Source organism: Micromonospora sp. WMMD723 (assembly GCF_049863385.1).
Classification (GTDB): Bacteria; Actinomycetota; Actinomycetes; order Mycobacteriales; family Micromonosporaceae; genus Micromonospora; species Micromonospora wenchangensis.
This window is the reverse complement of sequence record NZ_JBMKNR010000001.1, coordinates 4,023,655-4,039,631: the sequence shown is the minus strand read 5'-3', so window position 1 is coordinate 4,039,631 and position 15,977 is coordinate 4,023,655. Positions and strand designations below refer to the sequence as shown.

At 72.2% G+C, this 15,977-nt stretch carries 3 protein-coding genes; all 3 read right to left on the bottom strand.

Going from position 1 to position 15,977, the window contains the following annotated elements:
• Positions 1-18 precede the first annotated feature (18 nt).
• A complete protein-coding gene (locus tag ACN261_RS18110; RefSeq protein WP_421486542.1) occupies positions 19-876 on the bottom strand; it encodes an alpha/beta fold hydrolase in 858 nt (285 codons plus the stop codon).
• A gap of 81 nt (positions 877-957) precedes the next feature.
• Positions 958-1,995 carry a ketoacyl-ACP synthase III family protein gene (locus tag ACN261_RS18105; RefSeq protein ID WP_421486541.1) on the bottom strand — a complete coding sequence of 346 codons (1,038 nt, stop codon included), beginning with the start codon at positions 1,993-1,995 and terminating at the stop codon, positions 958-960.
• Positions 1,996-2,042: 47 nt separating this feature from the next.
• On the bottom strand, positions 2,043-15,959 hold the full coding sequence (locus ACN261_RS18100; protein ID WP_425851176.1) for an SDR family NAD(P)-dependent oxidoreductase: 13,917 nt from the start codon (positions 15,957-15,959) through the stop codon (positions 2,043-2,045).
• Positions 15,960-15,977 lie beyond the last annotated feature (18 nt).

Genomic DNA, 15,977 nt, shown 5'->3' with positions numbered 1-15,977 from the left:
GATGTCGGAGCGCGGAACTCAGGCGACGGCGGCGAGCACCTCGTGCAGGCGCGCCGAGAAGGCGCGGGGGTGCGTGGTGTGGCCGTTGCGGCCACCGGGGAACTCCACCACCGCCGTACCGAGTTCGTCGGCGAGCGCCTCCGCGCAGACGTACGCCCAGATGTCCTGTGAGATGCAGCCGCCGGCCGGGACCACCCGGATCCCGGTCTGCTTGAGCCGGGCGATGTCGTCGGCGTCGAGCTGGCAGTTGCGGAAGGCCGGGCCGTCGTACCTGACGAAGAACTCGATGTTCGCGGCCCGGTCGACCGTCATCGGCTGGAAGTCGACGCCCGGTTCCATCTCCAGGGTGGTCAGGTCGATGCCGCTGAGCGCCGCCATCTGTTTCATGGCCGGGCCCCAGCCGTCGTTGTGGTAGGCCCGTTCGGCCGCGGCCACGCCCCGCACGACCCGTTCCCGGGTGGCCGCCGGCAGCAGCCGCAGGGTGGGCGCCTCGTGCGCGACCAGGGTGCGGACCTGCTGCGGGTGCCGCAGCGAGAGGTAGAGCCCGATCGCCGCACCGTAGCCGGAACCGAGCACGTGGGCGGGCTGGTCGGTGAGGTGGGTGAGCAGGGCGCTCGCGTCGTCGGCGTGGGTCTCCATGGTGAGCGGACCGGGTGGCCCGTCGATCTTGCTGCGGGACAGGCCACGCCGGTCGTAGGTCACCACCGTGTACCGGTCGGCGAGTTGCTGTACGAGGTAGCTGGTCCGTCCGGCGTCACCCTCACCGGCCTGCAGGACCAGCAGCACCGGTCCCTGGCCCTGGACCTCGTAATAGAGGCGTGCTCCGGGTACGCCAAAGGTCCCGGTATCGACATCGTCGGCCACGATCGCGTCCACTGAATCCCCTCCGTTGCGCACTCGGAACGTGTGACGGTTCGACGCTAGACAGAGGGCCTAGAACGCATCTAAAACGGCTGTTCACTCCAGCCAGGACGGCTTTTCCCGCAGGGTGAGCACGGCCGCGGAGCAGAGCCAGCCCGGGCCCTGGGAGACCAGCAGGAGGTGGTCGCCGGGCTGGACCTGCCCGGTGACGAGCAGGTGCTCCAGCGAGATGACCAGGTCGGCCGCGCCGACGTGCCCGACCGAGCGGCCGTAGTCCCAGACCGAGCGGGACAGGTCGACGCCGAGCGGGCCGAGGGTGGTGAACTCGGTCATCCGGGCGTCCTCGTTGATGGTGATCACCCGGGCCAGGTCGGCGACGTTGAGATCCGCGTCGACCAGGGCCCGCCGGATGATGCCGACGTCGAACTCGCTGAGGCTCTCCACGGCCCGCGCCAGCGGCATCTCGTCGTCGGTGAAGGCGGCCGCCCGGGCGGCCATCGACACCGGTTCGACGGTCTGCCCGGACGGTGGGGTCAGCGGACCGTCGCCGCGGTGCCACCGTTCCAGCTCGGGCAGGGTGCCGGAGCAGATCGACCGCACCTCGGCGAATCCCGGCTCGGTGGTGACGACGGCCGCCGCGGCGCCGTCGGCGAGGATGTACGAGTCACCGAAGCCGTGCCACCTGTCGATCAGCGGCGTCTCGAAGTTCTGGGCGGTGGTCAGCAGGGCCACGGCGAGTTCCGCCACGCCGGTGAGCTGCCCGACGGCGATCTCCAGCGCGGCGAGCAGCCCGTTGCACCCCTGCCGGATCTCCAGGGAGCCGACGCCGGTCACCCCCAGCTCGCGCAGGACGTAACCGGGTGGGTAGGAGCCCTCGGGGCCCTGGTGGTAGACGCTGGCGTGGATGTGCGACTCGACGTCGGCGGTCGCCACCGAGGACCGCTCCAGCGCGGTCCGGGCGGCCAGCACCGCCATGTCGAGGGCGGGTAGTTTCGTCGAGACGTGCGTGCCGGTCAGACCGCTGGCCTCGAAGACCTCCGCCCGGTAACGGCCGTCCGCGACCGCGTCCTCGGCGCTGACCCAGTCGGGCAGGTACTGGCCGATCCCGTCGAGATAGACACCATCGACTCGCACGGGGTCCCTCCATTCTTCAGCTGTGTCCGCCGCAGGCCGGCGGGTCGTCAGTAGCCGAGCAGTTCCTGCCTGAGGTGACGCACCAGGGCGTCGGGCGTGGAGTGGTCGAAGACCACCGTGGGCGCGAGCCGCAGGTCGGTCTCCGTGCTGATCAGGTTGCGGACCGTCAGGGCGGACAGCGAGTCGAACCCGGCGTCCCGGAACCGCCGGTCCCGTTCGACGGTCTCCGCCGACGCCAGGCCGAGCACCGCCGCGACGTTGCGGCGTACCAGTTCCAGCAGGATCTGGTCCCGGTCGCCCTCGGGTGCGAGCACCAGCCGTTGCTTGAGGCCGGCCGGAGCGTCGACGGCGGCCCGTACGGTGCGGCGGGCGCCGACCGGGGCCAGCGACCGCAGCAGCGCCGGGGCGTCGGGGGAACGGGACCAGGTGCCGGCTCCGGCCGCGACGACCAGCGACCCACCGAGGCGGCAGGCCGCCTCGACGAGGGCGAGTTCGTCAGGCGACGGCTCACCGGCGGGCCGCTCCCGCAGCAGCGTGACGGTCGGGGTGGCGCTGTCGGTGACCGCCGCCGCGTCGGGGGCGTCCACCCGGACGACGGTGGTGGTGGCGTCGTCCCCGCTGCCGTCGCCGGCCGCGATCCCGCATCCGCGCAGGAAGGCCACGGTCGCTCCGCGCGCCGCCGACGCGCCGCCGGTGACCAGCACCGGGCCGGTGACGTCGACCGGCGTCGTGTCGTCCACCGGGACGGCGACCCGGGTCAGCCGGGGCGTCAGCACGGTGCCCCGGCGCACGACCAGGTGCGGTTCGGCCAGGGTGAGCGCCGTCGCCAGCACCCGCCAGGACGCCTTGGCGCCGTCGACCACGACGGTGTCGCCGGATGCGGGTGGCGCGTCGACCGGCACCGCGGGGGCCGGTGCCGCCTCTGGTGTGGTGCCGCCCGCCCGGCCACGGCGGCGTACGGCGGTGGCGGTCGGGTCGCGGTGCAGGGTGACGAGGCGGCTGGTCTCCCAGGGGCTGCCGCCGGCCGGGGCGGGGTCGGTGTCGCTGAACAGGATGACGTCCGGGCGGGCCGCGCCGGCTTCGACCGCGGCGGTGAGCGCGGCCAGGTCAGGGTACGCCTCGGCGTAGGTGTCCGCCGACATCAGCCCGGCGCGCGCCCGCAGCGGGTCGGCACCGACGACCACCAGGGTCGGTGGCGACGGCGGGACGGGTGTCGGCACCGCGACCCACTCCACCCGGAACAGGCCGTCCTGGGCGGCGGCGCTCGCGGTCCGTGCCTCGCCGACCGGGCTGGGGCGGGTGGTGACGGCGGCGATCGTGGCCACCGGGGAGCCGGTCGCGTCGGCGACGGTCACCTGGCCCGATCCGGCGCGGTGCACGCGCAGCACTGTCGCGCCCACGGCCCGCAGGGTGACGCCGTGCATCCCGGCCAGCCGGGACGGCGTGCCGGCCGGATCGCCGACGGCCCGCAACGCGGCGTCGAGCAGGGCCGGGTGCAGTCCGAAGTGGTCCGCCTCGGCGTGCTGCCGGTCGGGCAGCCGGACCTCGGCGAAGACCTCGTCGCCCCGCCGCCACCGTGCGACACCGTCGGCGGTGGGCTCGGCGGTCGCGTCGGGAGCCGGCCAGACCGCCAGGTCCACCCCGGGCAGCGGTACGCCGACGGCGAGCACACCTGCGGCGTGGCACCGCCACGGGGCGCCGGCCGGGGTGTCGGCCCGTCGGGAGTGGATGCTCAGCGGCCGGCGGGCGTCGTCGCCCGGTGCGCCGATCTCCACCCGCAGGTGGACGGCGGTCCGGGCCGGCACGGTCAGCGGCTCGTGCAGGGTGAGGACGTCGACGTGGTCGAGCCCGACGTCGTCGCCGGCCTTCAGCGCCAGGTCGAGCAGTGCGGTGCCGGGCAGCACGACGGTGTCGCCGACGGCGTGGTCGGCCAGCCAGGGCAGGCCGGCCTGGGACACGGTGCCGGTCAGCACCATCCCGCCCGAGCCGGGGAGTTCCACCGCGGCACCGAGCAGCGCGTGGTCGCCCCGGTCGGTGGTACCGGTGGACGGGGCGTACCTGAGCCAGTAGTGCTCGTGTTGGAAGGGGTAGGTGGGTAGATCGACCCGGGCAGCCTCCGGCACCACCCGCTCCCAATCAACCCCCACCCCCGACACAAACGCCTCACCCAACGACAACAACACCCGACCCACACCACCCTCACCCCGACGCAACGTCGGCACCACCACACCACCCGAACCCAACACCTCCAACGACTCCCGCAAACCCACCGACAACACCGGATGCGGAGAACACTCCACAAACCGCGAAAACCCATCACCCACCAACACCCCCACCACCTCCTCAAACCGCACCGCCGACCGCAAATTCTCAAACCAATAACCACCCCCCAACTCCACACCCGACACCACACCACCCCGCACCGACGAATACACCACCACCTCCCCCGACGAACCCACCACATCCCCCACCAAACCCAACAACTCCTCCCGCACCACATCCACCACCGGATGATGCGACGCATAATCCACCGGCACCCACCGACACCACACCCCCACCCCCTCCAACAACCCCACCAGATCACCCAACAAACCCACCGGACCCGCCACCACACACGACCCCGGCCCATTCACCACACCCACCACCAACTCACCACCAAAACCCACCAACCACGACTCCACCTCACCCACCGACAACCCCACCGACACCATCCCCCCCAACCCCGCCAACCGCTCCCCCACCAACCGCGACCGACCCACCACCACCCGCAACGCATCCTCCAACGACAACACCCCCGCCACACACGCCGCCGCCACCTCACCCTGCGAATGACCCACCACCGCATCCGGCACCACACCCGCAGCCCGCCACACCTCCGCCAAACACACCATCAACACAAACAACGCCGGCTGCACCACATCAACCCGCCCCAACCACTCCTCCCCACCCTCCAACAACACCCCACGAACATCCCAATCCACCAACCCACCCAACACCCCAACACACTCCTCAAACCGCCCCCGAAAAACAGCATCACACCCCCACAACTCCCGACCCATACCCCACCACTGCGACCCCTGACCCGGAAACACAAACACCGTCCCACCCGACACCACCCGACCGGAGGCGGAATTGCCGCCGGCGGCGACCGCGGCGTCGGAACCCGATCCGATTGCCGCCAGGCCGGAGACCAGCTCGGCGCGTGAACTGCCGACGACCACGGCCCGGTGATCCCACCGGGAACGGTCGCGGATGAGTCCGGAAGCAATTCCGGCGAGCGATTCTCCGCTTTCCACGACCCCGGCCAAGCGCACCGCCTGGGCGCGCAGGGCCTCCGCCGACCGGGCCGACAGCACCAGCGGCACCGGCCCGGCCGCGTCGGCCGGGGGCGCAGCGGCCGGTTCCGGCCCGGGTGCCGACTCCAGGACGACGTGCGCGTTGGTGCCACTGATCCCGAACGAGGACACCCCCGCCCGACGCGGCCCGTCACCGTCCCAGACCCGCGCCTCGGTGAGCAGCTCCACCGTGCCGGACGACCAGTCCACGTGCGTGGTCGGCTCGTCCACGTGCAACGTCTTCGGCATCACCCCGGCGCGCATCGCCAGGACGGTCTTGATGACGCCGGTGATCCCCGCCGCCGCCATCGTGTGGCCGATGTTCGACTTCAGTGAGCCGAGGTACAGCGGACGCTCCGCCGAATGCTCCCGACCGTACGTCGCCAACAACGCCTGCGCCTCGATCGGATCACCAAGCTTCGTCCCCGTACCATGCGCCTCCACCACATCCACATCACCCGCCGACAAACCCCCACTCGCCAACGCCTGACGAATCACCCGCTCCTGCGACGGACCATGCGGCGCCGTCAACCCATTCGACGCACCATCCTGATTGACCGCACTACCCCGCACCACCGCCAGGACCCGATGACCGTTACGCCGCGCATCCGACAACCGCTCCAACACCACCACACCCACACCCTCACCCCACCCCGTACCGTCGGCGGAGGAGGAGAACGCCTTGCAGCGGCCGTCCACGGACAGGCCCCGTTGGCGGGAGAACTCGACGAACATGCCGGGCGTCGCCATCACCGACACCCCGCCCGCCAGTGCCAGCGACACCTCACCCGCGCGCAGCGCCCCCACCGCCTGGTGCAGCGCCACGAGCGACGACGAGCACGCGGTGTCCACCGTCACCGCCGGGCCCTGCAACCCCAGCGCGTAGGCCACCCGACCGGAGATGACGCTGGTGGACCTGCCGGTGAGCCGCAGCCCGTCCAGCCCCTCGGACACCTGGTGCAACGGGGAGCCGTAGTCCTGGGCGAGCGCGCCGACGAAGACGCCCGTCGCCGATCCGTTCAGCGCCGCCGGCACGATGCCGGCCCGCTCCAGCGCCTCCCACGAGGTCTCCAGCAGCAGTCGCTGCTGCGGGTCCATCGCCAGCGCCTCCCGGGGGGAGATGCCGAAGAATCCGGCGTCGAACTCCCCCGCCTCGTGCAGGAACCCGCCGTCGAGCACGTAGCTCTTGCCGGGCCGGTCCGGGTCGGGGTCGAAGAGGTCGGCGAGGTCCCAGCCACGGTCGTTGGGGGGTTCGCCGATCGCGTCGCCGTCGGTGGTCAGCAGCTCCCACAGCTCGTCCGGCGAACCGACACCGCCGGGCAGCCGGCAGGCCATGCCGACGATCGCGATGTGGTCGTCGTCGGTCGCACCCCGCGTGGGTGGCGGGGCGTCCGTCACCGCCGGCCGGGCACCGAGCAGTTCGTCCCTGAGGTACGCCGCCACGGCGGTCGGTGTGGGGTGGTCGAACACCATGGTGGCGGAGAGCCGGACACCGGTCGCCGCGTTCAGCCGGTTGCGCAGCTCCACCGAGGACAGCGAGTCGAAGCCGAGATCCTTGAACTTCGCCTGGGCCGGGACCTGGGCGGCCGAGGCGTGCCCGAGCACCGCGGCGGCGGTCTGCCGGACCAGCTCGATCAGCAGTTGGTCGCCTTCCGCGGCCGGCAGCGCGACGAGTTGCTCGGCCAAAGCGTTGCCGGTGACGCGGGCCGCCGCGACCCGACGCTCGCGCCGGCCCACCAGAGCGGTGAGCAGCTCCGGGACGGCGCCGGCCGCCGGCGAACGCAGGGCGTCGAGGGCGAGCCGGGCCGGGACGGCCGTCGGCCGGTCGGCGGTGATCGCGGCGTCGAACAGGGCGAGGCCGTCCTCGACGGTCAGCGGGACCAGCCCGAGCCGGCCGATCCGGGCGACGTCGACGTCACTGAGTTGACCGGTCATCTCACTGCGCTGGTCCCAGAAGCCCCAGGCCAGGGCGGTCGCCGGTAGCCCCTCGGCACGCCGGGCGTGGGCCAGCTCGTCCAGGAACACGTTCGCCGCCGCGTAGTTGGCCTGGCTGGCGTTCCCGAGCAGACCCATGATCGAGGAGAAGAGCACGAAGCCGGCCAGGTCGCGGTGACGGGTGGACTCGTGCAGGTGCCACGCGGCGTCGGCCTTGGCCCGCAGCACCGTCTCGACGCGCGCGTCGGTCAGCGCGGGCAGCAGCGCGTCGTCGAGCACCCCGGCGGTGTGCACCACGGCCGTCAGCGGGTGCGCCGCCGGGACGCCGTCCAGCAGGGCGTCCAGGGCGGCCCGGTCGGCGACGTCGACGGCGGCGACCTCGACCGTCGCGCCGAGGCCGGTCAGTTCGCCGACCAACTCGGGTACGCCGGGGGCCGCCGGTCCCCGCCGGCTGGCCAGCAGCAGGTGCCGCATCCCGCGCCGGGTGACCAGGTGCCGGGCGAGCAGGCCGCCGAGCGTGCCGGTGCCGCCGGTGATGAGGACGGTCCCGTCGGGGTCCCATCCGCCCGGTACGGTCAGCACCGCCTTGCCGATCTGGCGGGCCTGGCTGAGCTGGCGGAACGCGTCGGCGGCGGAGCGGACGTCCCAGCACCTCGTCGGCAGGTGGGTCAGCGCCCCCCGGGCGAAGAGCGCGACGATCTCGGTGAGGATGCGCCGGATCAGCTCCGGGTCCCGGCGACCGACCTCGATCAGGTCGAACGCCTGGTAGTGGCGACCGGGGTGGTCCACGGCGACCCGGTCGGGGTCACGCAGGTCGGTCTTGCCCATCTCGACGAACCGGCCACCGTCGGCGAGCAGCCGCAGTGACGCGTCGAGCAGGTCACCGGCCAGGCTGTTCAACACGACGTCGACGCCATTCGGGGCGGCGACCCGGAAGGTCTCCTCGAACCCGTCGGTACGCGAGGAGGCGATCCGGTCGGCGGGCACGCCGAGGGCCCGTACCGCCTCCCACTTGGCGGGGCTGGCCGTGGCGTACACCGTCGCGCCGAGCTGGTGGGCGAGCTGCACGGCGGCCATGCCGACGCCACCGGCGGCGGCGTGGACCAGCACCGACTCACCGGCGCGCAGGCCGGCCTGGTGGACGAGCCCGTAGTAGGCGGTGGCGAAGACGATCGGCACCGCGGCGGCCTGGGCGTACGACCAACCGGCCGGGATCGGAACGAGCAGCCGGTGGTCCACGGTGGCGGTGCCGGCGAACGACTCGGCCACCATGCCCATCACCCGGTCCCCGGGCCGCAGGTCGGTGACCGCCGCACCGGTCTCGGTCACCACGCCGGCACCCTCGATGCCCATCCGGGCCTCGCCGGGGTAGACGCCGAGGGTGATCAGGACGTCGCGGAAGTTCAGGCCGGCGGCCCGTACCGCGATCCGGACCTCGTGCGGGGCGAGGGCGGCCGGCCCGGTGGCCGGGGTCTGCCCGGCGACGATGGCGAGACCGTCCACGCTGCCCGATCCGGTGCCGTCCAGTCGCCAGTCGCCACCGGACACCGGCGCGACGCCGGGGGTCACCGGGGCGAGCCGGGGCACCCTCAGCTCCCCGTTGCGGACGGCCAGCTCGGAGCGGTCGGTGGCGAGGGCGGCCGGCAGCGCGGTCAGCGAGCGGGGGTCGTCGTCCAGGTCGAGCAGGAGGAACCGTCCCGGGTTCTCGGTCCGCGCCGAGCGCAGCAGCCCCCATGCGGTGGCGTGGGCCGGCGAGGACGCGGTGGTGCCCGCGTCGGTGGTGATCGCGAGCCGGCTCACCACGGCGAGCCGGGCGTCGGCAAGCTGCTCGGTGGCGAGCCAGTCCTGGGCCAGGGTGAGCGCCCACCGGGCGGCGGCGTGCGCCCCGGTGATCGCCGGGCCCTGCGGGGCGTCGGGCAGGGTCACCACGACGACGTCGATCTGCCGTCCGGCGGCTGCCAGGGCGGGCAGGTCGGGGTGACGGTCGACGTCGGGCAGGACGGTGCCGAGGCCGAGCGGGTCCGGCCCGAGCAGCGCGTACCGCAGGGTGAGCGGCGCGGCGGTGACCCCGGCGGGCTCGGCGACCCAGTCGAGGCCGTAGAGCGGGGGCGTGTCCTGTCGGGCGGTGCCGAGTCGGGCCGGGTCGACCTCGCGGAAGGTCAACGACTCGACGGTGAGCACCGGCTGGCCGGCGCCGTCGACGGCGGTCAGGGTGATCGCGCCGGTGGCCGTCGGCCGCAGCGACAGCCGCAGCATCGACGCCCCGGCGGCGGCGAGCGTGACGCCCTGCCAGGCGAACGGCAGCCGCAGGTCGTGCCGGCCGGCCAGCCGGTCACGGACGAGCATCGCGTGCAGCGCCGCGTCCAGCAGTGCCGGGTGCAGCCCGAAGCGGGCGGCGTCGGTGTGGGCCGCTTCCGGGAGCGACACGTCGGCGAAGACCTCGTCGCCGGACTGCCACATCGCGGTCAGGCCCCGGAAGGTGGGGCCGTAGCGGTATCCGCCGTCGGCCAGGTCGTCGTACGCGTCGCGGACGTCCACGGGGGTGGCACCCCGGGGCGGCCACTGCGCGGAGGGGGCCGGGAGGTCGGGGGCGGTCACGGTGGGGGACAGCGTGCCGGTGGCGTGGCAGGTCCAGGCGGTGCCGAAGTCGACGTCGGCGGCCCGGGAGTGGATGCTCACCTCACGGCGGCCGTCCCCGGCCGGCTCGTCGATCTCCACCCGGACGTGCACCGGCGCGCGGTCCGTCAGCACCAGGGGCGCCTGGAGGGTCAGTTCGTCGACGTGGTCGCAGCCGACCTCGTCGCCGGCGCGCAGCGCCATCTCGACGAACGCGGTGCCGGGCAGCAGCACGGTGTCGCCGACGGCGTGGTCGGCCAGCCAGGGCTGGGCGGCGAGGGAGAGCGTGCCGGTGAGGCCGGTGACGGCGCTGCCGGCGAGTTCGACGACCGCGCCGAGCAGGGGGTGGGTGACGGCGGTCAGGCCGGCGTGCGAGACGTCGGCCCCGCCGGGTGCGGTCGGGTTCAGCCAGTAGTGGCGGCCCTGGAAGGGGTAGGTGGGTAGATCGACCCGGGCAGCCTCCGGCACCACCCGCTCCCAATCAACCCCCACCCCCGACACGAACGCCTCACCCAACGACAACAACACCCGACCCACACCACCCTCACCCCGACGCAACGTCGGCACCACCACACCACCCGAACCCAACACCTCCAACGACTCCCGCAAACCCACCGACAACACCGGATGCGGAGAACACTCCACAAACCGCGAAAACCCATCACCCACCAACACCCCCACCACCTCCTCAAACCGCACCGCCGACCGCAAATTCTCAAACCAATAACCACCCCCCAACTCCACACCCGACACCACACCACCCCGCACCGACGAATACACCACCACCTCCCCCGACGAACCCACCACATCCCCCACCAAACCCAACAACTCCTCCCGCACCACATCCACCACCGGATGATGCGACGCATAATCCACCGGCACCCACCGACACCACACCCCCACCCCCTCCAACAACCCCACCAGATCACCCAACAAACCCACCGGACCCGCCACCACACACGACCCCGGCCCATTCACCACACCCACCACCAACTCACCACCAAAACCCACCAACCACGACTCCACCTCACCCACCGACAACCCCACCGACACCATCCCCCCCAACCCCGCCAACCGCTCCCCCACCAACCGCGACCGACCCACCACCACCCGCAACGCATCCTCCAACGACAACACCCCCGCCACACACGCCGCCGCCACCTCACCCTGCGAATGACCCACCACCGCATCCGGCACCACACCCGCAGCCCGCCACACCTCCGCCAAACACACCATCAACACAAACAACGCCGGCTGCACCACATCAACCCGCCCCAACCACTCCTCCCCACCCTCCAACAACACCCCACGAACATCCCAATCCACCAACCCACCCAACACCCCAACACACTCCTCAAACCGCCCCCGAAAAACAGCATCACACCCCCACAACTCCCGACCCATACCCCACCACTGCGACCCCTGACCCGGAAACACAAACACCGTCCCACCCGACACCACCCCACCCGACACCACACCCGACGAAACAGAAACCGGAACCGAACCGGAATCCGACACCACGGTCGCGGTCGCCACATTGTCCGAGCCCGACCCCAGTGCGGTCAGACCCGTGAGCAGTTCCGCCCGCGAATTGCCCACGATGACGGCCCGGTGCTCCCACAGCGTCCGTTCACGCACCAGGGTCGAGGCGATTCCCGCCAGCGACCCGCCACTCTCGACGACCCCGGCCAGTCGTACCGCGTGTGCCCGCAGCGCTTCCACCGACCGCGCCGACAGCACCAACGGCACCGGAGCGTCCGGCTCGCCGTCCTCCGTGACTGCCAGTTCCGGTTCGAATTCCGGTGCCGACTCCAACACCACATGCGCATTCGTCCCACTGATCCCGAACGACGACACCCCCGCCCGACGCGGCCCGTCACCGCCCCAAACCCGCGCCTCCGTGAGCAGCTCCACCGCACCCGACGACCAATCCACATGCGACGTCGGCTCCACCACATGCAACGTCTTCGGCATCACCCCAGCACGCATCGCCAACACCATCTTGATCACACCAGCAACACCCGCCGCCGCCATCGTATGACCAATATTCGACTTCAACGAACCAAGAAACAACGGACGCTCCGCCGAATGCTCCCGACCATACGTCGCCAACAACGCCTGCGCCTCAATCGGATCACCAAGCTTCGTCCCCGTACCATGCGCCTCCACCACATCCACATCACCCGCCGACAAACCCCCACTCGCCAACGCCTGACGAATCACCCGCTCCTGCGACGGACCATGCGGCGCCGTCAACCCATTCGACGCACCATCCTGATTAACCGCCGAACCCCGCACCACCGCCAACACCCGATGACCATTACGCCGCGCATCCGACAACCGCTCCAACACCACCACACCCACACCCTCACCCCACCCCGTACCATCCGCCGACGACGAAAACGCCTTACACCGACCATCAGCCGACAACCCACCCTGACGCGCAAACTCCACAAACATCCCCGGCGAACCCATCACCGCCACCCCACCCGCCACCGCCAACGACACCTCACCCGACCGCAACGCCCCCACCGCCTGATGCAACGCCACCAACGACGACGAACACGCCGTATCCACCGACACCGCCGGACCACCCAAACCCAACACATACGCCACCCGACCCGACACCACACTCCCCGCCGAACCCGTCAACACATACCCACCAACACCCTCCCCCGCCTCACACAACCGCGGCCCATACTCCAAACCCATCACCCCCAAAAACACCCCCACCCCCACACCACCAACACCACCCACAACACCACCCAAACCCGCACCCTCCAACGCCTCCCACACCACCTCCAACACCACCCGCTGCTGCGGATCCATCACCACAGCCTCACGCGGAGAAACCCCAAAAAACTCCGCATCAAAAACCCCCGCACCCTCCAAAAACCCACCAAACCCCGGCACCCCACCACCCACCAAACCCTCCACATCCCACCCACGATCCACCGGCCACCCACCCACCACATCAACCCCACCCGACACCACATCCCACAAATCCCCCGGCGAACCCACCCCACCACCAAAACGACAACCCATCCCCACAATCGCCACCGCCTCACCCACACCCACACCCGCAACACCCACCCCCACAACCACACCCGACACCAAACCCACCAACCGCTCCGCCACCAACACCGGAGTCGGAAAGTCGTAGGCGAGCGAGGACGGCAGCGGCAGGGCGGTGTCGTCGGCCAGCCGGTCGCGCAGCTCCACGACGGTGAGCGACGAGAAGCCGAGTTCCTTGAAGGTCGTCGCCGGGTCCACGTCGGTGGCGTCCGGGTGACCGAGAATGCCGGCGGCCCGCCGCCGGACCAGCTCCAGGGCGACGTCGAGGCGACGCTCCGCCGGCAGCTCCCGCAGCGCGTTCGCCCAGGCCCCGTTGCCGACGGGCTCCTCGGCCGCCGGTGCGTCGGCCTCCGCCCCGGGGCGTACGGTCGCCACGACCGGGGTCGCTGCGGGCGCGTCGACCCAGAAGGGCCGGCGCTGGAACTCGTAGGTGGGCAGGGAGATCCGCCGCGCGTCGGGGAAGGACGTCGTCCAGTCGACCGGAGCGCCCACGACGTACGCGTGGCCGACGGCGTGCCGGAAGCGGTCGAGGCCACCGTCGTCACGGCGCAGGGTGGGCACCACGGACGCCGGCTGCCCGGTCGCGGCGAAGGTCTCCCGCAGGCCGACGGCCAGCACCGGGTGCGGGCTGCACTCGATGAACGTGGTGTACCCGTCGTCGAGCAACGCGCGGGCCGCCGGCTCGAACCGGACGGTCTGCCGCAGGTTGCGGTACCAGTAGGCGGCGTCCAGCCCGGCCGTGTCGACGGGCGTTCCGGTCACCGCCGAATAGAAGGCGACCGGGGCGTCGGTGGGCGTGATCGGGGCGAGCTGGTCGAGCACGTCGTCGCGGATCGCCTCGACCTGCGGCGAGTGGGAGGCGTAGTCCACCGGGACGGCCCGGCACCGCACGCCCTGGGCGGTCAGTTCGGCGAGCACCTGCGGCAGCACGTCCACCGCTCCGGACAGGACGGTCGAGTCGGGGCCGTTGATCGCCCCGATCGCCACCCGGTCGCTCCACCGCTCCAGCACCGGCAGCAGCCGCTCGGCCGACAGCGCCACCGACGCCATCGCGCCGGTGCCCGCCAGGGCCCGGATCGCCCGGCTGCGCAGGGCCACCACCCGGGCCGCGTCCGACAGGGTCAACGCGCCGGCCACGTAGGCGGCGGCGATCTCACCCTGGGAGTGCCCCACCACCGCGTCGGGTTCCACGCCGTGCGCCCGCCACAGCGCCGCCAACGACACCATCACGGCGAACAGCACCGGCTGGACCACGTCGACCCGCGCCAACCGGTCGCCGCCCCCGCCCAGCAGGACGTCACGCAGGTCCCAGTCGGTGTGGGCGGCCAGCGCGTCGGCGCACTCGTCGAGGCGGTCGCGGAACACCGCGGAGTCGGCGTACAGGCCACGGGCCATCGCCTCCCACTGCGAGCCCTGACCGGGGAAGACGAAGACCACCCGGCCGGGGCGGACGCGACCGACGACCAGGTCGGGCCGGTCGTCCCCGGCGGCGAGCGCGTCGAGGGCGGCGAGCATGCCGGCGCGGTCACCGGCGCGCACCGCCGCCCGGTGCCGCAGCGCGGCGCGGGTCGACGCGAGCGAGTGGCCCAGGTCGGCGTCGGCGACGTCGACGCCGGACGCGACGAACCCCCGCAGGGTGGCCGCCTGGGCCCGCAGTGCGGCGGGGCTCTGGCCGGACAGCACCCAGGGCGCGGTGTACGCCTGCGCCGGCCGGTCGGCCCGGTCGGTGGTGGGCCGGGGCGCACGCCCGACGACCAGGTGGGCGTTGGTGCCGCCCATCCCGAACGAGGACAGGCCCGCCAGGGCGTCGCCGTCACCGGCGGCGTCCGCCGGCCACGCGCCGAGCGCGGTCTGCACCCGCAGGTTCAGCGCGGCCAGGTCGATGCGCGGGTTGACGGTGCTGAAGTTCAGGCTCGCCGGGATCTGCCCGTGCCGGGCGCTCAACGCGAGCTTGAGCAGCCCGACCAGGCCGGCGGCGCCTTCGAGGTGTCCGACGTTGGTCTTGGCCGATCCGACGGCCAGCGGAGCGTCCGCCGGCCGGTGCACGCCGATCGTCGCGCCCAACGCGCCGGCCTCGACCGGGTCGCCCACCGGGGTGCCCGTGCCGTGCAGCTCGACGTAGCCGACGTGGGCCGGGTCGGTGCCCGCCTGCCGGTGCGCCCGCCGGATCACGTCGGCCTGCCCGTCACCGTCGGGGACGGTCAGACCGGCGCCGCCACCGTCGTTGTTGACCGCCCCGCCGAGGATCACGCAGGAGATGTCGTCGCCGTCGGCCACCGCGTCGGCGAGCCGCTTGAGCACGACCAGGCCACCGCCCTCACCGCGTACGTAGCCGTTGGCGCGCGCGTCGAAGACCCAGGCCGTGCCGTCCGGGGAGAGGCCGCCGAACTCACCGACCCGGGCGGTGCTGCCCGGTTCCAGGATCAGGTTCACGCCGCCGGCCAGGGCCAGCGAGACGGTTCCGGCACGCAGGCTCTCGCACGCCTGGTGTACGGCGACCAGCGCCGACGACTGCCCCGAGTCGACGACCACGCTGGGCCCGGTCAGGCCGAGGGTGTACGAGATCCGGTTGGCCACGACGCTGCGGTGCAGCCCGGTGAGGGTGAACGCGGTGGCGGGCACCCGGCCGGCCAGTTGGGCGTAGTCGTCCTGGATCGCGCCGACGTAGACCGCCGCGGGCCGCCCGGCGAGCTGGTCGGGTGCCAGCCGGGCGTCCTCGATCGCCTCCCACGCCAGCTCCAGCATCAGCCGCTGCTGCGGGTCCATCGCGGTGGCCTCGCGCGGGGAGATGCCGAAGAACGCGGCGTCGAAGCCGGCGACGTCGTCGAGGAAGCCGCCGGGTGGCGCGTCCGGCCCGCAGCGGTCGGCGGGCGCCGCGCCGACCGCGCTCGTTCCGCTGGCGAGCAGGGCCCAGAACGCGGCCGGGTCCGCCGCGCCGGGCAGGCGGCAGGACATGCCGACGACAGCGATCGCGTCCTCGGAAAAGTCACGGGTCTGCGGCATGACAACTGACCTCATTCT

Bases quoted from the DNA above. Each gene is read 5' to 3' on its own strand.
- ACN261_RS18100 (WP_425851176.1), bottom strand. From the start codon at position 15,959: ATGCCGCAGACCCGTGACTTTTCCGAGGACGCGATCGCTGTCGTCGGC.